The organism is Agrobacterium tumefaciens, from assembly GCF_031801495.1.
Classification (GTDB): domain Bacteria; phylum Pseudomonadota; class Alphaproteobacteria; order Rhizobiales; family Rhizobiaceae; genus Agrobacterium; species Agrobacterium tumefaciens_K.
Genome location: NZ_JAOEGC010000007.1, coordinates 152,503 through 176,464, shown reverse-complemented (window position 1 = coordinate 176,464; position 23,962 = coordinate 152,503). Strand labels below are relative to the sequence as shown.

At 59.5% G+C, this 23,962-nt stretch carries 17 protein-coding genes and 1 pseudogene; 8 read left to right on the top strand and 10 right to left on the bottom strand.

All coding sequences use genetic code 11. The features are described 5' to 3' along the window. Positions 1-77 precede the first annotated feature (77 nt). From N7578_RS23520 to N7578_RS23500, 5 genes are all read right to left on the bottom strand, one after another. Positions 78-1,310 carry a CapA family protein gene (locus N7578_RS23520; protein WP_311112735.1) on the bottom strand — a complete coding sequence of 411 codons (1,233 nt, stop codon included), beginning with the start codon at positions 1,308-1,310 and terminating at the stop codon, positions 78-80. A gap of 120 nt (positions 1,311-1,430) precedes the next feature. Continuing rightward, on the bottom strand, positions 1,431-3,146 hold the full coding sequence (locus tag N7578_RS23515; RefSeq protein ID WP_311112734.1) for an ABC transporter ATP-binding protein: 1,716 nt from the start codon (positions 3,144-3,146) through the stop codon (positions 1,431-1,433). Then, a complete protein-coding gene (locus tag N7578_RS23510; protein ID WP_422646746.1) occupies positions 3,143-4,042 on the bottom strand; it encodes an ABC transporter permease in 900 nt (299 codons plus the stop codon). The genes N7578_RS23515 and N7578_RS23510 overlap by 4 nt, the downstream gene beginning before the upstream one ends. A gap of 11 nt (positions 4,043-4,053) precedes the next feature. Beyond that, positions 4,054-5,031, bottom strand: a complete 978-nt coding sequence (locus N7578_RS23505; RefSeq protein WP_311112733.1) for an ABC transporter permease — start codon at positions 5,029-5,031, stop codon at positions 4,054-4,056. Between the two features lie 5 nt (positions 5,032-5,036). Further along, the gene (locus N7578_RS23500) at positions 5,037-6,638 is read right to left on the bottom strand and encodes an ABC transporter substrate-binding protein (RefSeq protein ID WP_311112732.1); all 1,602 of its coding nucleotides are present in this window, start codon (positions 6,636-6,638) and stop codon (positions 5,037-5,039) included. A gap of 501 nt (positions 6,639-7,139) precedes the next feature. Between N7578_RS23500 and N7578_RS23495 the strand changes: the two genes are divergently transcribed. Beyond that, positions 7,140-7,367, top strand: coding sequence for a helix-turn-helix transcriptional regulator (locus N7578_RS23495; RefSeq protein WP_311112731.1), 228 nt, complete (start codon positions 7,140-7,142; stop codon positions 7,365-7,367). Between the two features lie 42 nt (positions 7,368-7,409). On the opposite strand, the gene N7578_RS23490 is transcribed toward N7578_RS23495, so the two are convergent. From N7578_RS23490 to N7578_RS23470, 5 genes and pseudogenes are all read right to left on the bottom strand, one after another. Beyond that, positions 7,410-7,922 carry a GNAT family N-acetyltransferase gene (locus N7578_RS23490; RefSeq protein WP_311112730.1) on the bottom strand — a complete coding sequence of 171 codons (513 nt, stop codon included), beginning with the start codon at positions 7,920-7,922 and terminating at the stop codon, positions 7,410-7,412. 18 nt (positions 7,923-7,940) lie between these two features. Then, positions 7,941-9,344 (bottom strand): hypothetical protein, encoded by a 1,404-nt coding sequence (locus N7578_RS23485; RefSeq protein WP_311112729.1) that lies wholly within the window; start codon positions 9,342-9,344, stop codon positions 7,941-7,943. Between the two features lie 11 nt (positions 9,345-9,355). Next, a complete protein-coding gene (locus tag N7578_RS23480; protein WP_311112728.1) occupies positions 9,356-10,414 on the bottom strand; it encodes a class I SAM-dependent methyltransferase in 1,059 nt (352 codons plus the stop codon). A 254-nt stretch (positions 10,415-10,668) separates the two neighbouring features. Beyond that, the gene (locus N7578_RS23475) at positions 10,669-11,403 is read right to left on the bottom strand and encodes a LuxR family transcriptional regulator (protein ID WP_311112727.1); all 735 of its coding nucleotides are present in this window, start codon (positions 11,401-11,403) and stop codon (positions 10,669-10,671) included. Between the two features lie 225 nt (positions 11,404-11,628). Next, positions 11,629-11,724, bottom strand: a pseudogene (locus N7578_RS23470) (cold-shock protein); the annotation flags it as partial. Positions 11,725-11,986: 262 nt separating this feature from the next. Here N7578_RS23470 and N7578_RS23465 point away from each other — a divergent pair. The 7 genes from N7578_RS23465 to N7578_RS23435 all read left to right on the top strand — a co-directional run bounded on the left by N7578_RS23465 (position 11,987) and on the right by N7578_RS23435 (position 23,718). Continuing rightward, a complete protein-coding gene (locus N7578_RS23465) occupies positions 11,987-12,163 on the top strand; it encodes a hypothetical protein (protein WP_311112726.1) in 177 nt (58 codons plus the stop codon). A 282-nt stretch (positions 12,164-12,445) separates the two neighbouring features. Next, positions 12,446-13,390 carry a DUF3991 and toprim domain-containing protein gene (locus N7578_RS23460; protein WP_311112725.1) on the top strand — a complete coding sequence of 315 codons (945 nt, stop codon included), beginning with the start codon at positions 12,446-12,448 and terminating at the stop codon, positions 13,388-13,390. Positions 13,391-13,463: 73 nt separating this feature from the next. Continuing rightward, a complete protein-coding gene (locus tag N7578_RS23455) occupies positions 13,464-14,069 on the top strand; it encodes a DUF1419 domain-containing protein (RefSeq protein WP_311112724.1) in 606 nt (201 codons plus the stop codon). 90 nt (positions 14,070-14,159) lie between these two features. Continuing rightward, positions 14,160-19,247, top strand: a complete 5,088-nt coding sequence (locus N7578_RS23450; protein ID WP_311112723.1) for a DEAD/DEAH box helicase family protein — start codon at positions 14,160-14,162, stop codon at positions 19,245-19,247. A gap of 550 nt (positions 19,248-19,797) precedes the next feature. Further along, a complete protein-coding gene (locus N7578_RS23445; RefSeq protein WP_311112722.1) occupies positions 19,798-21,552 on the top strand; it encodes a ParB N-terminal domain-containing protein in 1,755 nt (584 codons plus the stop codon). Continuing rightward, complete coding sequence (locus N7578_RS23440) at positions 21,549-22,433, top strand: DUF7007 domain-containing protein (protein WP_311112721.1); 885 nt, start codon at positions 21,549-21,551, stop codon at positions 22,431-22,433. The genes N7578_RS23445 and N7578_RS23440 overlap by 4 nt, the downstream gene beginning before the upstream one ends. 697 nt (positions 22,434-23,130) lie before the next feature. Continuing rightward, positions 23,131-23,718 carry a hypothetical protein gene (locus tag N7578_RS23435; protein ID WP_311112720.1) on the top strand — a complete coding sequence of 196 codons (588 nt, stop codon included), beginning with the start codon at positions 23,131-23,133 and terminating at the stop codon, positions 23,716-23,718. The last annotated feature ends 244 nt before the right edge of the window (positions 23,719-23,962 follow it).

The following is a 23,962-nucleotide window of genomic DNA, read 5'->3' as shown; positions in this document are numbered from 1 at the left end:
CAAGCTTGAGGATCACATTCGATTCAAACGTCGACAACCATCAATAGGGACAGTTTGCCTGACATCCCACTCGCCATTCACAGCCGCAGGACGCCGATCTCGCCTTCCACGTCAATCATTGTTCCCAACCTGGCGGACTGGGCCTGCAAACGTCCCAGAATACGCTTCGCCCTTCCCCCGGTCGCGATGTGGGGCGCCAGGCGTTCTTCCAGCCTTGAATGGTTCAACTCCGCCTCGCCGCCGATGACAACAGGATGGAAGCGGATGTCCTTCAGGCGGCCGCTTCTTTCAAAGCCACAGACCGCAATCACACTTTCCCATACCTCCGGCGCATGCCACGTGGATTTCGACGGAACGTGAAAGATGAAGTTGCCCAGGCTATAAAAGATCGGTTGCCCCTTGTAGATCTCGAGCGGCTGCAGGACTGGCGCGCCGTGGCTGAGGAACATGGCAGCGCCTGCGTCGATGCAACTGCGCGCAACCCCGCCGACCCACTCGGGCACCTGATACCAATCGGACGCCCAATGGTGATGGTGAAGATATGCAACGACGAGATGCCCGTCGTTGGCAGCCGCGGCAATTGCCCGCAGGTTTCGCTCGAAATCCGCGCCGTCGATACGGACGTTTCGACCATACCGCCCGGCCCGCTTGAAGATCGTGCGGCCGAGGGCAAGCTCGTCTTCCGGATCCACGAACGGCGGATCATTGGGTTGACTATCGTTTGAAAGATCAATCGCCGTGTACCCGACCTTGTCCCTGATCGCAGCGAGCTGATCAAAGGCACCCTGTTCCACTTCGATGAGTTGAGTGAGCTTCAGGCGGTTGATACCCGGGCGTTCAGGCCGGTTTGGTCCGCCATCTGCCGCGTACATGAAATCCGGTCCTGGTCCGCCATCCATGGCAACCATTGCCACGCGTTTCGTGCCAATGGTCCCTAGCGTGGCGGATGCCGCCTCCTTGTGGTTGCGTCCGGCGCCTGCGTGGAGCATTCCACGCCGCTCGACCTCTTCAAGCGTCGACAAAACACCGGGTGGTCCCAGATCAAAGCCATGATTGTTTGAAAGTGACAGGGCGCCGAACCCCATTTCGGCTAACGCATCAAGGACGATGGGATCGCTGCAGCCAAAGAAAGATCCTTTGAGTGGCCAGCCACCATGTTCTCCAAAAACTGTACTCTCGAAATTCGTGAACGACAGGTCGGCTTTTTGAAGCACGTCCCGGACCGCCTGGAATTCACGAGTGGTGACGTTTCGAATGTCGTGCTTGATGAGAGACTGGCCGGTAACGGCGACTGAAAATCTATCGGTCATGTGGTCACTTCCTGTGTCGCCGAGACGTGGCGCGTTGTTCAATGTGCACGCAACAACGCGTTGCCCGCGTTGGAGCGTGTCCTCGGAAATTGAAACGTGATGGATTGGAAGGCGCGGTCGTTAGTTTGAAAACCTTCGCGGTCTGGCCTCGATGAGGGTTCGCGTGTATTGGTTCCGCGAGTTCGAGAAGACGTCGCCGCAGGGGCCGCTATCCTCGATCCTGCCGTCCTTGAAAATAAAGACGGACTGGCAGAGCTGCTGCACCACCGCCAGATCGTGGGAAATGAACAGCATTGAAAGGTTCTGGCTTTCAACTGTCTCCTTGAGCAACTGGATGATCTGTGCCTGCACGGAGACATCAAGAGCCGACGTCGGTTCATCGGCAATGATGATCTGCGGTCGCGCGAGAAGGGCTCTTGCGATGCAAATTCGCTGTTTCTGCCCTCCAGAAAGCTGATGCGGGTATCGAGAAAGCATGGTGGCTGGTAGTCCAAGGCGCTCCATCATGTCTTCGGCTGAATATGTCTCGTTGTCATTTCCCTCTCTCGCGCCGAAGCGAATGCTTTCGCGCAAGGTTTCTCTGATCCTCATGGTCGGGTTCAACGACACTGCCGGATCCTGGAAGATCATCTGAACCCGTCCGAGCAATCCGCTACGGTTTCCCGGTTTCGTCACATCATATGTCCGACCGTCAAGCGATACGGAGCCACTCGATGCCGTTTCGAGGCCCGCAAGAATCCTGCCGAGCGTCGTCTTTCCACTTCCGCTTTCGCCGACGATACCGCTGATGGCACCGCGTGGCAGTGCAATGCTGACCTCTGCCAGCGCATGGCGTGGGGTCCCCTGCCCTCGCCTCGCGACGAACGACAGTCCGCGTGAAGGAAACGTCTTTCCGATCCCATGGACGGAAAGGACGGCATCATCCTCGCGCTGACGCGTCACAGGGATTTTCGAGGCCAGTTGACTGTTGGGATCGGTTTCGGTTGCACGGGATGGTGTCAGGCGCAAGCGCGGGACCGCTGACAGAAGCTCTCGTGTGTAGTCCTCGGCAGGCTGTTCGAGAAGGTCCGTTGTTGCCCGGTCCTCGATGACCTTTCCCATGCGCATGACGAGAACACGGTCCGTAACTTCGGCGACCACGCCCATGTCGTGCGTCACAAGGATGACCGAAATGCCGGTCTCATTGACGAGCGTTCGCAACAACTGCAGGATCTGTTTTTGCACTGTTGCGTCCAGTGCAGACGTCGGCTCGTCCGCGATGATAAGATCCGGTGATCCCGCAAGCGCCATGGCGATCACCGCTCGTTGTCTTTGCCCGCCCGAAAACTGATGAGGAAAGTGCCTGTAACGACGCTCAGGGTCCGGAATTCCGACACGACCAAGAAGTTCCAGAGCCCGTTTGTGGGCCTCCCTCGCTGTGGTTTTCGGAGCATGGGCAATGATCGTTTCCGTAATTTGCGCCCCGACGCACATCAATGGATCGAGTGACGCCGTGTGGTCCTGGAAAACGGCCGAGATCTTCTTGCGCATGATGCGCCCGCCCGGATCCCGAGCCGGGTCCAGTTCCACCCCATCAATCGCAATTGTACCCGCGAACTGTTGTATTCCAGGTGCAAGCAATCCCAGGATCGCATTTCCTATCGTCGATTTGCCAGCGCCGGACTCTCCGATAATTCCCAGGATTTCGCCACGTTGGAGCGAGAAGCTGACGTCGGTTAGGATTGTCAGAGGACCGGTCATCGACAAATGGCGCAGGCCAAGGTTTGTCACTTCCAGGAGAGGCAGTGTCGGCAAGTTTGCATTCGGGGCCATGGGAGACATTGCTGTGTTTCTCATCGCAGATTGCTCCTCGGATCGAGACGGTTGCGGATATCTTCACCGGTGAAGTTGATGGCGGCGATCAGGCAGAACAGCGCGAGGCCCGGAAAAAGACTGATCCAGTACTGTCCGGTCAGCAGATACTGAAACCCGTTGGCGACCGCAGAACCGAGGGACGGTTTATCCAGAGGAACGCCGAGTCCAAGAAAAGACAATGTGGCCTCAAGCGCAACGGCATGACCCACTTCAATGGGGATGAGGCTTATCGCGGGGGCGATGCTGTTGGGTAGCAGGTGACGCAATATCACCCTGTGGGTGGCTAAGCGCATCAGCCGTGCGGCATCAATATACGACTTTTGTGTTTCGCTGAGAGCAACACCCCTCACCAGCCGCGCATATGTGGCCCATTGCGCGATGACCAAAGCAAGAATGATGCGGTCTACCCCCGGCCCCAGGGTGACGATGGCGATAAGCGCAACCAGTATTGTTGGGAGGCTAAGCTGGAGGTCAACCAGGCGCATGATCGCCGCATCCACCCAACGGCCAAAGTATGCAGCCGTAACCCCGGCCGTCAGGCCGATCATTGCTGCGATCGCCGAACTTGTCAGCGACACGATCAGACTGATGCGTAAACCGTAAAGGATGGAACTGAGGATGTCCCGTCCGAGCCCGTCCGTACCGAGAACGTAGAGATACCCTCCGCTACCGATCGTTCCGGGAGACGACGATGCCTCCCAGGCAAAGATCTGGAGTGGATCGTATGGATTTTGCGGGGCGATGAGCGGCGCAAAAAGCGCTGCCAGAACGAAAATGACCAGAACGAGTGTCGACACTCGCATTGCTGCGGGCGATTGTGCGTATCGCACTGCCCTGTCGCTGTGCATGCCGAGTGCTCGAAGAATGGGCGGTTTCATGACTTTACCCTTTATGATGGGAGACGGACACGCGGATCGACGATCGCGTAATAGACGTCGACGATCGCATTGAGCGTGACAAAGCTCACCGCGGTGAATGTGAGCGTTGCCATCACGACCGGTCGATCCAGTAGCTGGATGGAGTCGATCAGGAGTTTGCCGATACCGGGCCACGCAAAGATGGATTCGATGACGACCGCAAACGCCAGCATCCCACCGAATTGAAGACCTATGATCGTGACGAGCGGAACGCTGATGTTCGGCAATGTATGGGCAAAGAGGATCCGTCTCGGGGACAGACCTCTGGCCTTGCAGAACCTTGTAAATTCCTGACGCTCCACCTCTATCGTCCCGGACCGCGTCAGACGGGCGATGAGCGCGATGTTGGGAATGGCAAGTGCAAGCATTGGAAGCGTCATGTGTCTCAGACCATTTGCTGTCAGAACGCTCCACTCGGCTCTAACGACCTCGATCGTTTCACCCCGCCCGCCAGACGGGAGCCACCCCGTGAGGATTGCGCCAAATAGGATCAGCATCATGCTGAGCCAAAAGGACGGAACGCTGAGGGCAAAGACACTGCTGCGCAATACCACCCGATCGAGCGTCGTGCCCTTCCTTCGCCCGGCGGCCAGACCAAGGCCAACGCCAACGATGGTCGACACGAGCATGGCGACGAATGCCAGTTCCAATGTTGCCGGCAACTTGCTCAGCACGAGGTCGAAGGCGGGCTGGTGATAGATGTAGGACGTGCCGAAGTTTCCGCTCAGCACGTTTTTCAGGAACAGCCCGTATTGCTGCCAGATCGGCAGATCGAGGCCGAGTGCAATGGTTGCGCGCCTGATGTCCTCAGGCGTTGCAGTTTCGATGTTGACCACATTGAACACGGGATTGCCAACGCTGTGGATTCCGATGAACCCTATCAGCGACATGGCAAAGAGAAGCATCAAGGCTTGTAAAAGCCTCGACGTGGCGGAGGAGATAAGACCCATGGATATCACTCCGTCGCTGCGATCGTCTGCATGGCTGTCGTCCAGCCGCGGGGGTGAATCACATAGGATCCAACTTTCGCGCCATAACCGACGATGTGATGGAAATGATAAAGCGGGATGATCGGCTGATCCTTCATGACAAGCTCGGTTGCCTGTGCAAGCGCATCATCGCGCTTGCCGCCCTCTTCGATATCTTCCGCCGTCTCAAGCAGCGCATCAAAGGACGGATTGCGATAGCGACCGAAGTTCAATGCCCCTGTGCCGCGTTCCTTGTCAGGCGACGCGACGACGGCACGCAGGATGATGTCGACAGCCTCTCCTGAGGTGCCGCCGTACCAGGCAGCATATTCGCCGGCTGCCCGTTTCGTGTTGAACACCGAGAACGGGGAAGCCTGCGGCTGGACAGAAACGCCGATTCGCGCCCAGCTTTGCGCAACCGCCTGCAAGCTTTCCCCATCCCCCGGATAACGTCCGGCTGGTCCTGCCAGCACGACGTTGAAACCATTGGGGTAACCGGCCTTTGCCAGAATAGCTTTTGCAGCGTCGTAATCGGGCGCTTCCGCCTTCAAACTCTCCGAGGTGCCTGGCAGACCTTCAGGAAAAAACTGTGACGCGGGAGACCCGTATCCGGAGAGGATTTTCTCGACAATCACCTTGCGGTCGGTGGCAAGCGCGAGCGCTCGTCGGACATCGATGTTGCGGAACGGATTGGGGATTGCGGTCCCAGACTTGTCGGTGACGCCCGAGACATTTTGCTTCTCGACATCGAATTGCAGAAAGTTGATGCGAGCCGCACTCGTGCTGGCGACATCCGCGCCACGCTGTTTCAAGGCCGCGACGTCTCTTGCGGGAACAGAGTCTGCAACATCGACATCTCCGGTCGACAGCGCTGCGACACGAGCAGCCGGGCTTTCCATGACCCTGAAAGTGACCGCAGGCCATGCGGGGCGACCAGCCCAATGCTGATCGTTGCGTGTCAGGCGCAACATCTCTCCGGAACTCCAGCTTTCGAACTTGTAAGGCCCGCTACCGACCGATGCTCGCCCGGAGTTAAGCTCTTCAGTCGTCTGGAAACCGCTTGCGGGCCGATGCATGATGAAGACTGATGACATCAGCAACGGAAGGTTGGGGATACGCCCATCAGTTTCGATGACAACGGTGAGCGGATCTTTTGCGGATACCGCTTTGATGCCGGTCACGTAGGAACGGTAGCCTCCGCTCGGAGGTTGGAGATAGTTGCGGATGCGCTCGATGGAATAGACCACATCATCTGCGGTGAACGAAGACCCATCATGAAAGCGTACCCCTTCCCTCAGCTTGAACTCCCATCTTGTTTCCGCGGTCATGGACCAGGACACAGCAAGCCCCTCTTTCAGCGCGAGCTTCTCGTCCTGATAAACAAGGCGCTCGTAAATGTGCGAGAGGAGCGACGTGTTTTCGTTCAGGTTTGCGAAATGTGGATCAAGCGTCATCAACTTGTATGAAGTGGCGATCCGCAAATCCGACTGGGTCGGTGCCTGCGCCAGAGCTGCAGCCCCACTAAGGACCGCGAGCGACAAAATGGTTGCCCGAAGCGCGAATGGACGAAAAGCGTATGCGAGTTTCATGTGCTAGTTCCCTTTTTGTGGTTGGAGATGGACAGCCGGGACCAGCGCTGCGGTGGACCACAACGTCGGACGACGGCGAATTCTCTGAATCGTTCGCCCAGCGAAATCGGCGAGTTCGCTGGGCGTCTTCAGTTAAGTTCGGGTGTTATTGCCCGACACACTTCCCTATTGCGGAAGCTGCCCTAGTTATCGTCACAAGCTTCGTGAGGTTAGGCACTTCACGAGCGCGACCGCGATGTTCGTCTGCGAAGACACAGGAACGGAGGAATTCAGTGCCGGAAATGTCGAGCCTGGACACAAAAGGTCTTGAAATTAAATCTGTTATCGCGAAAGCAGACAAAGTTCTGCTATTGTCGGAATCAGCCATGATCCGAGCTCCATACCAGCTTGATTGCGGTTAGGTTGCCTCCGGTGCGGTAACACCGGACGCAGCCGCTTAATGAGTTAGTTTATACAAGGCAACTTACAGATGTGCAACCGAAATCATCATGGCATGGTGATATGAAGGGAATTCAGTGCAAGCTCGCGCGAGTTGCTTTGGGATGGGGTGTCATCGAACTTGCCAGCAAAGCAAAAGTCTCAACCCAGACGATAACCCGGCTAGAGAGAGGTGATCAGCTCCGACCGGCTACTCTCGAGAGTATACAAACAGTTTTAGAAGAGGCTGGAATTGAGTTTATCGACCAAAATGGCGGTGGCGTTGGGGTGCGGTTTAAGGACCCCACATGACAGCTTCCAAAAACTCACTGATTACGCTCGATCCGCGACACGCTATCGGTGATGTAGTAATAGCCGAACCATGACGATCTCACGAAATCCTTCATCGCCGTCCACGAAACCGTTTGGGATGGACCCGACCTTTTGGAAGCCTTGGTTTCGATAAAAATTCAATGCCGATCTGTTGTCTTCGCGAACGGCCAGCTCGATTTGTGAAATCTGCTCTGCTCCTGCGTATTTGAAGACCGCATCCAGGAGGCTCGTGGAAACGCCTGATCCCCTGAAGGATTTTCGAACGTAGACCATTCCAAGAACTGCCCGATGCCGCATCTTGGGTTGCTCAAATCGCTTCAGGCTCATCAGCCCGACGGGCTCGTTCGTATCGAACGCCACAAACATCGGTCTGTCCATTCGCTGTCGCCAGTCAACATCAGCGAACGCGCTCCACTCTTCGAAAGTGCTTGCGAAGGCATCCGGCTCTCTTTGGAGTGACTCAAGACGTATGCGACGGAAGTCCTCGATATCTGCCAGTGAAATCTGCCGGATCAGCAATGGCGCGACTGACATGCCGCCTCCTCCCTCAGACTAAGCCCACTCCCATTGCGGGGAGCGTGCTGTTATCTCCCCGTTTTCAAGATGCCTGCACATCTTCGTCCAGATCGGGTCGCCAGTGAAAAATGACAGGTCGCCGGCTGCCTCCTCCAATGTTTGTTCTCCATAGGCGGCTGCAACGGCTAGCCCATGTTCTGCATACTCTGTTTCCAGGAGGGGAAGGGCACTGGCAGGCTTCAGGACGCGATGGCTCCACATGCCGGCACGCCGGTCGTTACGCATCGACACCAACAGCGCACGATCATTTTCTGCGTCGAGAGAAGTTCCGACCAGATAGCGCATGAGAGGATAGTAGACTGTTTGTCGACTGCCGCCGAGCAATCTTACTCCAGGCAGTATCGACGTGACGAGCGCCATCATCATCAGATTTGGAACCAATCGTCGCTGGCGGAGCGCCCTTGCAATGGCTTCCGGGTTAAACGGAATGGTGAAGCCTGGCGCCGCGGACCCGAACAAAATGCCCTCATGGAGATGAAGAGGAACGATACGTCCGTCCAGAATTCCCCAGAAGAAGTCCGTGGTCCGCCTGATCCAGCCCGCCCAATGACCAGCATTCAGATCGACCATCTGACCAAGGATCTTTTCGGCGACCATGCCTTCGCCAATGAAGCGCCGGGAAAGCCACGAATCCGGATCCTCGAAATGATCAGCAATGAGATCGCCTACATCCATGTCATTGAATTGCAGCAATTGCAGAGAGAGCGGGAAGGATCGCCTCCAAAGGACCTGGTTCGCAGCCATGATGGCCTCGGCGGCTGTTGGAAAAGCGGCGTCAGGCAAGTGCTCCTTCAGCCACTCAGCCTGGTGGTTGGTGGAGGTCGCTTCGTCGGGCTCGAGCTTGATCTGGTAGGGCCCGTTACGGCCGCACAGGCTGGTTGAACTCATGCGTCTGCGGGACAACCCAAACACGTTCGCAAGCGCTCCCCCGGTATAGAGCCACCCGGGTCCCTTGTTCGCCGTCTCGATGAACTTTACGGTCGAGCAGCCAAAGTAAATGTGCCAGCGTCTACGATGACTGCTCAATCCGAGCGCGCTGAACAGATGCGTGTAAAAAGCTTCTGCATCCACCATCAAGAAGCAGTGCGGGCCGCTCTGTATGACGGGCAATTCCGAGATCTGCCTCGCAGCATCAAGCGCCTGGTCCTCACTCGCCCCGGACCGAAGCGCGACACTTTTGACAAGCGCCTGCAATCGGCCCATGGCGTCGTTGCGCACGGAGCATCGTCCTGTTTCAACCGTGTCGTAGGCTGCATGTGCGTAGTCAGTCAGCGGCCGCCGCCAGTACCCGGACAGCTCCGGCATCAAAAGCGTCATCGCTGCCCTGATCTGCGCAGCGGATACAAAAACCTCTCCTCTGGATGCGCGGTTCTTTGCCATGAACCCTCACGCTATCTTTCTGCCGCCCATGGTGGCGCACTTTGAGGCGAGCGCCATTGCCATCGGCAAGGAAGCTGTTCGTCTGCATGGTCGGTGAGTACCAGCGGCAGTTGCTCGTAAGAAAACTCATTCGGAATTGCTGGCGCAATCAGCAGCGCGATAAAATCCGTAAGCGAACGCCGCGAATTCGATGAGACGATGGTGTAGAAATTTCCACTGTTCCAGGTTGCCACGCTGTAGCGAAAACAAGCCTGCAATGCACGTGTGGTCGTTTCCATATCCACCTGGAAATCGACCATCGTGTTGAGGACTTCACGCCTTTTCTCGGCGATCTGGGCAGGTGCGAAAAACCGGGCTTTGAACGCCTCGTCTTTTTGACGCTCGCGCTTCGCGTACTCTTTCGGGTCGGGATGACGCAGTTTTTGGACCTGAACCAGTACACCGGTGGGCTTAACAACGCTTGCCACGAAACGGGTCTGATTATCTCGGTCATTCCCATACATTTGAAACGTCGTATCTTCGAGTAAGATGTCAAAGCCGTTGCGGAATGGCTCAAGGTCCCTATCGGAGGAATAGCGTTCGTCGGTGAGTTCAAAGAACGGGCCTTCGAAAAAGTGAGCATGTTCGCTGCCACGTTTTTCAAAAAAGCACACGCGGTTTCCGACCGTCGGACTGCAGTTGAGAGTTTTAATCCTTCCATCTCCAAGCTTTGCGAGCGATCGTGAAAGGCTTCCAGCCCCAGCGCCCAACGTGTACAAAGTCGCCGCTCTGTTCTCCCGAGCCCAGGCGTTCAGACAAAAACGAAATGACGCAGCCGCGATCCGGCATTCCTCTTCGAGACGGAATGGAATGCTGGCAAAATAATGGTTCTCAAACTTGCCCCACAGACGCCGATGAGTGTCCGCATAGGTCAGGCAATCGAGATCAAATTGCAGAAGATTGGGATCTGCGACGGGTGCTCCATACTCTGGTGCGCCCTCCAGCCCGCGCGATGTCTTCTCGAAGAAGTTCGTGAATTCGTTCAGTCGAGGTGCTCGTCGCCATGCGTCGATTATCGCGCTTTCGATCACTGCACTGTCCTCTCTTCTTACCGAAATGACATGCGCTATCCGTCGGCCGCATGCGTCAGCAACGCTTTGCAATCATACGGATCACGATAGTTGGTTCAGGAGAGATGACCTTCAGGGGCGAGTTTGTGCAATCTGTCAAATTTGCCAGATTGACAGATGCCAGAAGTGCCGGCCGTTTCGGATCCGCCCAATATTGGTTGTCCGCCGGACTTTAGGAGAATTCAGGCGAACAGAAAGGTGACGAATGACGGGGCTTAAATTTCGATGAGTTCGAAAAAGCTGGCTCTCGCAATCGCCTGGTAGGTTGTCGCAGCCCCCAACTTACGTCTCGCCGAGCCAAGATAGAGACGAACTGTCCGTTCAGACAATTGGAGAGCGAAAGCAATTCTCTTCGGTGTGATACCTCTCGCCAGAAGTTGGAGACACTCCTTTTCCCGCCTGGACAGGTCTCGGCAGGTTTGGGCATGCGCACCGGTCACTGTTTGGAACTGTTCATGCATGTAGTGCGACAAGAGCATGAGATCGTGTTTGGTCGACGTACGCAGATCGCTCCACTCTTGTCCGAAAACGGCCGAGGTGGCGGAGACAAGACTGCGCGACCCTGATGACCCGCGGACCGGAACCGTCATTCCACTCGGGCCGATCCCCATATCCAGGGCCTCATTGAAGAATTTCCGGGTGTGGTCAGAGGCCCGGTCGAGCGATGACCAATCCACGGGCTGAAAACCGGACCTGTAGATTTCGACAACGGGATCTATCCTGACGTAACGTCTCTCGATGTAGCGCGACGTCCACTCCTCAGGGTATGTGGTGCTGTATGACAGATAGCCTCGCCCCAGGGTCGACATTTCAACGGAGAGGAAAGTCAGATGAGAAAATCCGTAGACGTCGCGGATCCCGGCGATACGGCTCTCGAATTCGGGCTTGCTGTCGGCTTCGCGCAAAGCGGAAATTGACCATGACAGCTTCTGTAGCTGCGCCTCACCCATGCACCTGTCACCCTCGCGCGTTTCAGGTGCGCACCTCATGACATGACGCTCTCCCGATTTTCGATCTGGAGAACAGACACCTGTCGACGTCGCCTACGCAATTGTAGGATCCAACATAATCACCAATTTCGAGCGGCAACTCGAGATGCCAGTCAAGCTCACCTTGTGGACAGAGGTCAAATCTCCCACCGGCCACGCGCCTGCAGACCGGCAGAGTTTTGTAAATTACAACACGGCTACATTTCGCGCATTGGACTTCCCGGTCTTGCGATCCTGGCCGAGCTCGTAACTCACCTTGTCGCGCGGCCGGAGGGAGCCGCCATGTATCGGGTTCTCACAGGAAATGAATGTATAGATCTTGCGACAGAACGTGAACAACAGACGGGGCTGCCGAAGCAGCGCGATCCCGCTCTCGTTTGATGGCGTCCTGGCCTGAAGCTGGATCTTCCACGATCAACCCGTGAAGGGTCCGCTAGCGAGCTGCGGCCGCTTGGCTTCGCCGATGCGGTGATCGCGCCCATCCTCCGGCCTTTTGGGGAGCCATCGAGCGGGAATTGGCCTGCTCCTTATGGAGCCCTCTCACATGTCTCACGATCTCGCACTTGCACAAGCTCACGCCTTCCAGCTTTCCCGTGACCTCATGGTCCCGGTCGTCGTCTTCGAAGTCGACGGCGAGTACGGTGTCCTGCCCTCCGACGAGATCGACGCCAGCGACGACCTCGAGATTATTCATGAATTTCATCCTTGGGCGGCTCATTGAGCCGCCTTGCCGACCCGGCTGCCGCTTGCGAGCTGGCGGCCGCAAGGGAGGCTTCGCCGCGCCTGGGCTCGAAACTTGTCGAATCCTACAATTGCCAGACGCGCCCTTGCAGCCTTTGCTCTTCGCGGCGGGGCTGAAGCTGCCCCGCAAAATGCGGAAAGGAAACGACGAGAGGTCGGTCGCGCCGCGACCGGTAAGACGATGAAGCGAGAAGAGTTGGAGGCGCTGCGCGCCAGGGTCAGTTGCGAGGTCATACTTGAGTAGGCCGGTTTCGAAGTCGACATGAAGGAAAGCTCGCGTCGCGCGGTCAAGTACCGGCATGGCGGCGACATCATCATCGTGACGCATGACGGACGAGGTTGGTTCGATCCACGCAGTGACCGGAAAGGCGATGTTTTCGGTCTCGTCATGTTTCTGGACAAGATTGGCTTCCGGCCTGCCGCGGGGGTGGTTGCTTCACTGGTCGGTTTTCGACTTTCCCGCCCAGCATGGAAGTCTCCAGGGTCGTCGGGGCCGGTAAAAGATATTGGCGATCGCTGGCGTAACCGGCGCGCGCCATCACCCGCCTCCGGCGCCTGGCGCTATATGTGTTGGGCGCGCTGCATTCCAGCAGCTATCGTCCGGCAGGCCATCCGAGAGGATGTCCTGCGGGAAGGACCGTTTGGAAGCATGTGGGCGGTTCATCTTGACAGCCATCAGCGGGTGGTTGGCTGGGAAGAGCGAGGACCAGAATGGCGCGGGTTTTCCAGTGGTGGCTCCAAGGTTCTTTTCCGGCTCGGCCCGATCAATGCCAACCGCCTTTGTGTGACCGAGGCCGCCATCGACGCAATGAGCCTCGCAGCGATCGAGGGTTCGCGTGAGGGAACTCTCTATATCAGCACAGGTGGCGGGTGGTCTCCGGCGACAGACGCTGCGCTCTGCGAACTTGCGCTGCAGCGGGGAGGTACACTGGTCGCCGCAACGGATGCCAATTCGCAAGGGGACGTCTACGCAGAGCGATTGCGTGCGCTCGCCGTGGCGACTGGCTGCGACTGGCAGAGGCTGCGTCCGCCAGCCGAGGACTGGAACGAGGTCCTGAAAGCCAGGGAAAAGGAGAAACGGGAAGGAGGACGGAAAAAGGTGAGGCCTGCCGCATGCGTGCCAGCCGCATCAAGGGAGGCTCCGCCCGGCATCCGCCGGCCCTTGACCCGGCCGGGCACCGACGCAGCCAGGCGGGACGGGTCATGAAGGACTGAAGAGGATGGTGAGGTCGAAACGACATTACTGCCTTCGGTCCTCAAACCTAGAAAGGATCCAGCAGATGACCTCGATATCCCTGCCCCGCAAAGTGTTTCAGGGCGTTGCTAGGCGCGCCGACATGTTCCGCCTGTTCGACCGGCACGCCAAACGCTCCAATCGCTTCAACGGTGATCAGTCTGCCACCTATGCCGGCGAATGGTTCGAGATCGACGAGAGCTCCTACTCCTACATGCTCGACATCCTGCCGCCGCTCTGGATGCGTGGACCAGTCTTCGCGATGCGTGAGTTCATGACCGGTTCGGTGACCTCGGTATTCTATGAGGTTCCGATCGATGATACCGTCCGCTACTTCCACGCATATTGCGATCTCTCCGATCCGAACGCGGTCGAGGTGATGCGCTCCGCGATCCTCAATCGCGAAACCCGCCCTGTCCGGGCGATGAGTCGCGACGAACGCCTCGAGCATATCTGGAGCATCACCGCGGACGACTATCGCGGCTATGCAGGCAGCCGCTGGCCGAAGCCAATGCAGGGCCATCGCACGGTCATGATCTATGGTGGCAAGGAAGGCTCCTTCCTGAAGCTGCTTGAGATGCTCAGTGATGACGAGATCGCGGCAAAGCTGCCAGTGCATCTGCGCAACCTTCCCTCCACCCTGGCGGCCTGAGCCAGACCTCATCTTCGCAAACTCTACGCAGCAGCCGGTCAGCTTCGACCGGACGATGGCGCTCGTCCCTATTCCAAAGGAGACTTTCCCATGAGCAACGATCCCTTTACCTTCGATATGTTCGGCAGCTCTGCCCTGTCCTCCGGGCTCGGGCTTGGTGTGACCGCGTTTGGCGGCTTCTCTCCAGATGCTGCCAATGACGACGACCCGGATCCCATTCCGCCCGCACCACCACCTGCCCTCCCCGTCGCTGCCACCCCCGTGCGGCGAGCAGGGTCTCGGGCAAACTTCTATCTTGACGGCGACCGCGACCTGGGCGCCACCTGGAAGGATCGCGCCCGCGCGAATGTCGCGGCAATCCTAGTTGCCGATGGCATTGCCAAGCAGGACCGGCCGGCGACACCAAAGGAGCAGGCCCAGTTGATCCGCTTCACGGGCTTCGGCGCCAGCGAACTGGCGAACGGCATGTTTCGTCGGCCGGGCGCGGTCGATTTCCGTGAGGGCTGGGACAATCTCGGCTCTTCCCTCGAGACGGCGGTATCCGAGGCAGACTATGCGTCCCTCGCCCGCTGCACCCAATATGCGCATTTCACGCCCGAGTTCATCATCCGGGCGATCTGGGCCGGGATCGTAAAACTCGGCTGGCGCGGCGGCCGGGTGCTGGAGCCCGGAATTGGGATTGGCCTGTTTCCGGCTCTGATGCCTGAGCCCTATCGCGATGCTGCTTACATCACTGGTGTCGAACTCGACCCGGTCACGGCCCGCATTGTCGCCCTGCTTCAGCCGAAAGCTCGTATCATCAACGGCGACTTCGCCCGCACCGATCTGGCGCCGATCTACGATCTCGCCATCGGCAACCCGCCCTTCTCCGATCGCACTGTCCGATCGGACCTAGCTTATCGGTCGCTCGGTCTACGCCTACACGACTATTTCATTGCAAGGTCGATCGATCTCCTTAAGCCCGGCGCGCTGGCTGCCTTCGTGACCTCCCATGGCACGATGGACAAGGCAGACACGACGGCGCGCGAGCATATCGCGAAGTCCGCCGATCTGATCGCAGCAATCCGCATGCCAGAGGGGAGCTTTCGCCGCGACGCCGGTACGGATGTCGTGGTCGACATCCTGTTCTTCCGAAAGCGGATGGCCGGCGAGCCCGAAGGCGATCAGATGTGGCTCGATGTCGACGAGGTCCGACCGGCCACGGATGACGAAGGTGCGATCCGTGTGAACAGGTGGTTCGCCCGGCACCCGGATTTCGTGCTCGGCACCCACGCGTTAACCTCCGGGCCGTTCGGTGAGACCTATACGTGCCGGCCACGCGGTGACGATCTTGAAACCGCCCTCGCGGCTGCCATCGAGCTTTTGCCGGCCTACATCTATGACGGCGAGCCTACGCCCATCGACATCGATCTGGAGGACGAGCTCGCAGAGATCGTTGATCTGCAGCCGAAGGGCGGGCCTGTCCGCGAGGGCAGCTTCTTCCTCGACCGCTCCAAGGGCCTGATGCAAGTGCTCAACGGCGCGGCCGTGCCGGTTACTGTCCGCAAGGGCCGGTCGGGCGATGGGATTTCTGAGAAGCATATCCGGATCATCACCAAGCTGGTCCCGATCCGTGATGCCGTGCGCGACTTGCTGAAGGCGCAGGAAACCGACCGGCCATGGCGCGATCTTCAGGTCCGGCTGCGCATCGCCTGGTCGAGCTTCGTGCGTGATTTCGGGCCGGTCAACCACACCACCGTCTCGATCCATGAAGACGTGGAGACCGGCGAGGTCAAGGAGACCCACCGCCAGGCGAACCTGGCACCGTTTCGCGACGATCCGGATTGCTGGCTGGTCGCCTCGATCGAGGATTACGATCTGGAGACCGACACGGCAAAGCCTGGTCCAATCTTCTCCGAACGCATGATAGCGCCGCCTGCGGCGCCGACCATCACATCGCCGGCAGATGCGCTCGCCGTCGTGCTGAACGAACGCGGCCATGTCGATATCGACCATATCGCCGAGTTGCTCCATCGCGATGCCGCTGACGTGGTCGACGAGCTGGGCGAGGCCGTGTTCCACGATCCTGCCGATGGGTCCTGGAAAACGGCGGACGGATATCTCTCGGGTGCAGTGCGCACCAAGCTCGCGGTGGCGCAGGCCGCGGCCGAACTCGATTCGGCCTACGAGCGCAATGTCCGGGCTTTGACCGATGTGCAGCCGGCCGACCTTCGCCCCTCCGATATAACCGCGCGTCTCGGCGCGCCATGGATCCCGGCCGCCGATGTCGTCGCCTTCGTCAAAGAGAAGATGGACGCCGATATCCGCATCCACCATATGCCGGAACTTGGGTCATGGACGGTGGAGGCCCGGCAACTCGGCTACAGCGCCGCCGGCACATCGGAATGGGGCACAAGCCGCCGCCATGCCGGCGACTTGCTCGCCGATGCGCTCAACAGCCGTGTTCCCCAGATCTTTGACACCTTCAAGGATGTCGACGGAGAACGGCGGGTGCTTAATGTCGTCGATACCGAGGCCGCCCGCGAAAAACTGCAGAGGATCAAGCAAGCCTTCCAGGACTGGATCTGGACCAATCCCGATCGCACCGACAGGCTGGCCCGTGATTACAACGATCGTTTCAACAACATCGCTCCAAGGGCTTTCGATGGTTCTCACCTAAAACTACCCGGCGCCTCTGGCGCCTTCGTTCTTTATGGACACCAGAAACGCGGCATATGGCGGATCATCGCCGACGGGGCCACCTATCTCGCCCATGCCGTCGGTGCCGGCAAGACGATGACCATGGCCGCCGCGATCATGGAACAGCGCCGGCTCGGCTTGATCGCTAAGGCGATGCTGGTCGTACCCGGCCATTGCCTGGCGCAGGCTGCCCGGGAATTCCTGGCGCTCTACCCGAGCGCGCGGATCCTGGTCGCTGACGAGACGAATTTCACCAAGGACAAGCGTGCTCGCTTCCTGTCGCGGGCTGCGACCGCGACCTGGGATGCGATCATCATCACCCATTCGGCGTTTCGCTTCATCGCTGTCCCCTCTGCCTTCGAACAGCAGATGATCCAGGACGAGCTCCAACTCTATGAGGATCTGCTGACCAAGGTCGACAGCGAGGACCGCGTCTCGCGCAAGCGGCTCGAGCGGTTGAAGGAGGGATTGCAGGAACGGCTCGAAGGCCTCGCCACCCGCAAGGATGATTTGCTGACGATCTCGGAGATCGGCATTGACCAGATCGTCGTCGATGAGGCGCAGGAATTCCGCAAGCTCTCCTTCGCCACCAACATGTCGACGCTGAAGGGCATCGATCCCAACGGCTCGCAACGTGCTTGGGATCTCTATGTGAAGTCCCGCTATATCGAAACGAAGAACCCCGGCCGCGCGCTGGTTCTCGCGTCGGGCACGCCAATCACGAATACGGTAGGCGAGATGTTCTCGATCCAGCGCCTGCTTGGCCATGCGGCTCTTTCTGAACGCGGCCTGCACGAATTCGATGCTTGGGCATCCTGCTTTGGCGATACGACGACCGAACTCGAAATCCAGCCGTCTGGCAAATACAAGTCGGTCAGCCGCTTCGCCAGCTTCGTCAACGTGCCCGAACTGATCGCCATGTTCCGCTCCTTCGCCGATGTCGTCATGCCGGAGGATCTCCGGCAATATGTGAAGGTGCCCAACATCTCGACCAGGCGGCGTCAGATCCTGACGGCCAAGCCGACGGCGTTGTTCAAGAGCTATCAGCAGATGCTCGATGGACGGATCAAGGCGATCGAGAAGCGCGAGGGGCCGGCAAAGCCAGGTGACGACATTCTGCTTTCGGTGATCACCGATGGTCGCCATGCCGCGATCGACCTGCGCTTCGTGATGCCGGCGGCCGGGAACGAGGCAGATAACAAGCTCAATCTCCTCGTGCGCAATGCCCACCGGATATGGACGGAGACCGGCGAGGCCATCTATCGTCGCCCTGACGGCAAGGAGTTTGATCTGCCAGGCGCCGCCCAGATGATCTTCTCGGATCTCGGCACGATTAATGTCGAGAAAACCCGCGGCTTCTCGGCCTATCGCTTCATCCGAGACGAACTGATCCAGCTTGGCGTGCCCGCCGCGCAGATCGCGTTTATGCAGGACTATAAAAAGACCGAGGCCAAGCAGCGGTTGTTTGGCGATGTCAGGGCGGGCAAGGTCCGCTTCCTGATCGGATCGTCGGAGACCATGGGGACCGGCGTCAACGCTCAGCTACGGCTCAAAGCCCTCCACCATCTCGATGTGCCATGGCTGCCGTCGCAGATCGAACAGCGGGAAGGCCGGATCATTCGCCAGGGCAACCAGCACGACGAAGTCGATATCTTCGCCTATGCCACCGAGGGATCACTCGACGCCTCCATGTGGCAGAACAATGAGCGCAAAGCCCGCTTCATCGCCGCCGCGCTCTCCGGCGACACCTCGATCCGTCGGCTGGAGGACGTTGGCGAAGGGGCCGCGAACCAATTCGCCATGGCCAAGGCGATCGCATCCGGCGATGAGCGTTTGATGCAGAAGGCCGGTTTGGAGGCCGATATCGCTCGGCTCGAACGTCTGCGTGCCGCGCACGAGGACGACCAATACGCCGTCCGCCGGCAGATGCGCGACGCCGAGCGCGAGATCGAGGTCTCGACGCGGCGCATACGTGAGATCGGCGAGGACATCGCACGCCTCCGGCCGACCAACGGCGACGCCTTCACGATGGCGGTGCTCGGTCAGAACCATACCGAGCGCAAGGAAGCCGGTCGCGCACTGATGAAGGAGATCCTCACGCTGCTTCAGCTCCAGCAGGAGGGCGAGGTGCATCTGGCGACGATCGGCGGCTTCGATCTGGTCTATGAAGGGGAGCGTTTTGGCAAGGGCGATGGCTATCGTTTCGAGACGCTGCTCCAGCGCACTGGCGCCGACTATGAGGTCGATCTCTCCATCACCGTCACGCCGCTTGGCGCGATCTCGCGTCTGGAGCATGCGCTTGATGGTTTCGACGAGGAGCAGCGGCAATATCGCCGCCGATTGGACGAGGCCGGACGCCGGCTGAATTCGTATCAATGGCGCACTGGTGGCGCATTCCAGTTCGCTGACGAGCTTGGCGCGAAAAGGAAGCGGCTTCGCGAGATCGAGGAAGAACTGGCTGCTTCGGCCATTGCTGAAGCAGACCAGATCGCCGCATGACGAACGTAAGCCCAAGCGTGTCTTGCGGCTTAGTCCTGCTCCCGCCATAGCTTTCATCAGATGGCGGGGGCAAATACTTGAAATCCCTGACCCTCGATAGTATCTGAGGATCACTTCCCGTTCAGATGATGTCCTGCCACCGCTCTTGCGGTGGCTTTCGATGTCGTCCGGGATCAGTAAAAGGGCGCTCCCCTCGTGGGTTGAGCGCCCTTTTTGCGTTTCTGTATCCAGCCGAGGTTTTCACGTGCTGCTTTGGCCGCGGCGTGCGCGCGCCGATCTTTCAACAGAGAAGCGGAAGAGCAGGAGGAGAAAGGAACCGGTCGCCGATCTGTTCTCCTGCCGCCGCTGTCGCTCAACCGCCACCTGCGCCATCCCGGCCACTCGACCTTCGCAGGGCCCAAAAGCCCCGCTTGTTCTTCGCGACAGGGATGCTCGGTTGCAGTTGCGTCAGTCCGGCCGATCGGCGGGCCTGGAGGTGTCTTCGAGAAAAATGAAGACAGGAAGGGCTGGCAAGGCGCCGGTCCGGAATTCTCCTGAAAGGACTCATCCCATGCAGATCATGAAGGTTGACCCACGCGCTCTGAAGGAAAACCCCGACCGGATGCGCCAGTCGAAGTCGTCGCCGCAGGCGGACGCGTTGATGCTGGCGACGATCAAGGCCGTCGGCATTGTCCAGCCGCCGGTGGTTGCACCCGAAACGGATGGCGGAAACGGCTACATCATCGATGCCGGCCATCGCCGCGTCCGGCTCGCTATTGCCGCCGGTCTCGAAGAAATCGAGATCCTGGTTGTCGATGCGGCGAGCGATAACGGAGCGATGCGTTCGATGGTCGAGAACAGCGTTCGCGAGGCTCTTAACCCCGTCGACCAATGGCGCGGCATCGAACGGCTGGTTGCTCTCGGCTGGACCGAAGAAGCGATCGCGGTTGCTCTTGCCCTCCCCGTCCGCCAGATCCGCAAGCTGCGCCTGCTCGCCAATGTCCTGCCGGCCATGCTTGAACAGATGGCCCTTGGCGATATGCCGAACGAGCAACAGCTGCGCGTGATTGCGGCTGCCAGTCAAGTGGATCAGAAGGAGGTCTGGAAAGCCCACAAACCTAAGAGGGGTGACAACGCGCCCTGGTGGCAGGTTGCCAATGCGCTGACCAAGAAGCGTATGTATGCCAAAGATGCAAGCTTTGGCGATGATCTCGCTCAGGCCTATGGCGTTGAATGGGTCGAGGATCTCTTCGCGCCGGCCGACCAGGATGGCCGCTACACCACGAATGTCGAAGGGTTCCTCGGTGCCCAGCACGAGTGGATGACGAATAATCTGCCGAAGAAGGGCGGGATCGTCGAGGTCAACGGCTGGGGCCAGCCGGAACTGCCGAAGAAGGCCTCTCAGGTCTACGGCAAGCCGTCGAAGTCCGACCACACGGCGATCTATCTCGATCGCGACGGCAAGGTTCAGACGGTGCATTACCGCATGCCGGAGATGGCGAAGCCCAAGGGGATTGCTGGCGACGGACCGATCGCCGACGGCGGTACTGCTGATGCAATCATCGCGCCGAAGGCCCGGCCGGATGTGACCCAGAAGGGTCATGACATGATCGGCGATTTCCGCACCGATGCCCTGCACGATGCACTCGGCCGCGCGCCGATCGAGGACGATATGCTGATGGCGCTGATGGTGCTGGCCTTTGCCGGCCAGAATGTCCGCGTCGACTCCGGCGCGGATGGGACTTTTTACGGCGGCAAGCGCTTCTCGCGCCATGCGGTCGGACTGTTTGACGAGCATGGCAAGCTCGCCTTCGATCAAGACACCCTGAGGGTCGCGGTTCGCTCCGTGCTGATCGACGTTCTCTCTTGCCGCCGCGGCATGTCAAACAGCGGCATGATCGCGCGCATCGCCGGCGACGCGATCGGCGCCGACGAATTCCTGCCAAACATGGGTTCGGAAGACTTCCTCTTATGCCTGTCGCGCCAAGCGCTGGGAGCATCTTGCGCCGAAGCATCGCTACAGCCGCGGCAGAAGGTTCGGGAAACCCGAGCAGCGCTCGTCGAGCATTTTGCCAACGAGCATTTCGTTCACTCATCGGGCCGCTTCGCGCCGCCGGCCGATGAGCTGCTTGAATGGATAAGGGCGGGTGCTGCCACCGATGTCATCGTCGCTCGCTCACGCAACGATGAGGATGATGCCGACGACGTCAGTGAAGAGCAGGCAGGGCAGGTCGATGACGATGTCGGCCATGACGATCCGGAGCATGCTGGCGTCACACCCGAGGAAGAATACGACCACGACTTCGACCAGAGGGCAGCAGCATGACCGCCGCTTTCCCGGTTGCATCCACCCCCGATATTTCGGGGGTGGAGTTTGCCACCAGCGCGGACGGTCTACCCGTCGCCCGCATCGGTGACCTGGTCCTCGCCATGGTCACATCACCCAGCGGCTTTGCTTTTCTCACGAGCGCGGTCTTCGTTCGTCGGCCACTCGCTGAGCTGACGCGCGCCGACTTCATCGGGCACGATGGCCGCGTGGCCGACGAGACCGAGTTTCGGATGCGTGTTGTCGAGACGGCCGGGCACAAGCGTGATCTGGCTGCGCTGAATCGCGTGCAGACCCGCATGTCGGCGAGCACGCCTTGGGGGGCATCGCAGATGGCAGTCGTTTATTCCAATGGCGTCATCGCCTATAGCACGGCCGGCCACGGTGGTTTTCACCTCTCTGCCGACCGAAATGCCAAAATCCATCCGCTGCTGCGAAAGGACACACCATGGTACGAGGAAGATTGCGAATGGGCGATCGTGGCCTTCAGCTTTCCGGAGCTGTTCACCGGTTACGAGCGGTCCACTGCCGAGAAGACCATTCGCAATACCTGGCCGCATGCGTGGGAGGCAATCCACGGCTGCGAACTCGCCGAGGGCGAGAGTTGGGCCAAGGATCGCCGGGCTTTCGATGAATGTCATGCCGCGGACCACGTCGTCATATCAGCGATCTTCTCCGATCAGCACCCCGGCATGACCGAGGTCGTGGCAATCGTCGGCTGTGACCGAAGTGCTGCCAAGGATGAGCGTCGCTTCCTTGTACCGAGCGACGAGTATGCCGGGCGCGGTCAGTTCGGCTTTGTCATCGATCTCGCCCGTCATGCTGAGTATCATGGGCCGTCCTCCTTTATCGGCTGGCGAAGCCGAGGGAGCGTACCATGATTGACGTCCGCGCATCGATATCGCTGGCGAAAGCCGTCAGTGCACGGCGCGAAATCCTGCGCCATCTCGATTGTCTCACTCGGCAGATTGCGGTGCGTGCCGGACGGCAGGCGACGACGTTTGAGGTCCTGAGCCGGGCGCGTCGCCGATCCGGTCCTCGTCCCTTTATATCTGGAACTTGCGGAACCTCTTTGCCTTCGAACGACTGGGAGAACTCGACGCGGTCGCATGTAGACTGGCGGTTCGAGGGCAGCGCATCTGTGAGCTCGTGCATTGGGGCGATGCGCCTGTTCCATCTCGCGGGATAGGTCGGTCTGAGATCGGGTAGCTTGCCCGTCATTTTGACTTGGGGCTGACGTTCTCATGGGTGGCATACTTTGCCATATCGTCCGTTTACTGCTTGCATCTGATATCGGACCCGTGCCGGACTGCCCTTCTGTTTCGCTGCGGTCTGAACCGACGGCCGGTGGGTTCAAGGCCGCTTGCGCGCCGCGGGGCGGCCGCCCCAGCCTCCCTGCGCAAGGGCAGGCTCGCGGCCTCAAGCAGGTCAAAACCTGCTGGTCCGCAAACCTGCACTGCTGGCTCAGCCGGACCGGACCTGTGAAGCCACCCGTCCCTTGCCGGTTCTTGAGTGCCCGCATCGAAGGGCAGACCGGCACGGGCCGGAACCGCTTCGCCAGCCACGGAAGGAACAGACATGGCCAAGCCTACCACCCCCAATCGCCCCTACGCCAGATCGGCGCAATTTCGTCGCGGCACCTCCCTCGAAATGGTCCGCCACACCTGCCCCGACGCCATTCAGGCGCAAAAGATCGCCGAAAGCTTCGGCACGGCCATCGTCGACAGTGACGGCATCCGCAGCCTGCATGAACGGCTTATCGTCTCGACCGCTGACAGCCTCTCCGAAGGGCTCGGCGAGAAGGCCATGCAGATCCATCTGCAGCGCATCGTCGGAGCTTTTGTCGGATCGGCGCACGGCGCCGGACAATTCTACTCCCGCGCGGTCACCGAGGCGCGCGACGCAACCGCGAAGGCAGCAAATGATGCCCGTGACGAGGACCTAGACGGTCCGGTTGGCTATGACAGCGCCGCCCAGCGAAAGCGGGAATTCGCAGCCGACATGGGCATCCAAGCCCACGCGCTGCGGATGGCAGCCGAAGGCGCGGTGGCCGCCTACAAGCAGGTTGTCTGCGAAATCTGGAAGCCGTTCGACAGACCGGTCGAGAACCCGGGTACTTCGCTCGACCGCGAGGCGGCCGAAGCTCAGATGGCGGCCTTCGGGTGACAGCATCACTGGCGGGGGCGACCCCGCCCTTCTTCTTGCTCTTAGCCTGGCGCCCGCGTGCGCCGGCCTTTTCCAAGTGGAGAGGAAGCTTGGGACACGCCTGTCGCGGTCCGTCCCGTGCGGCGGTCCTGCAGGAGCCGGGCGCCCATGCAACGGCTTTGCCGTCCTCCACGCTGTTGCGGCCGTTCCGGTGCATGGTCTCGATCACCGGCCCCCGTCTCCGGACCTCCGTGACGGACCGCGG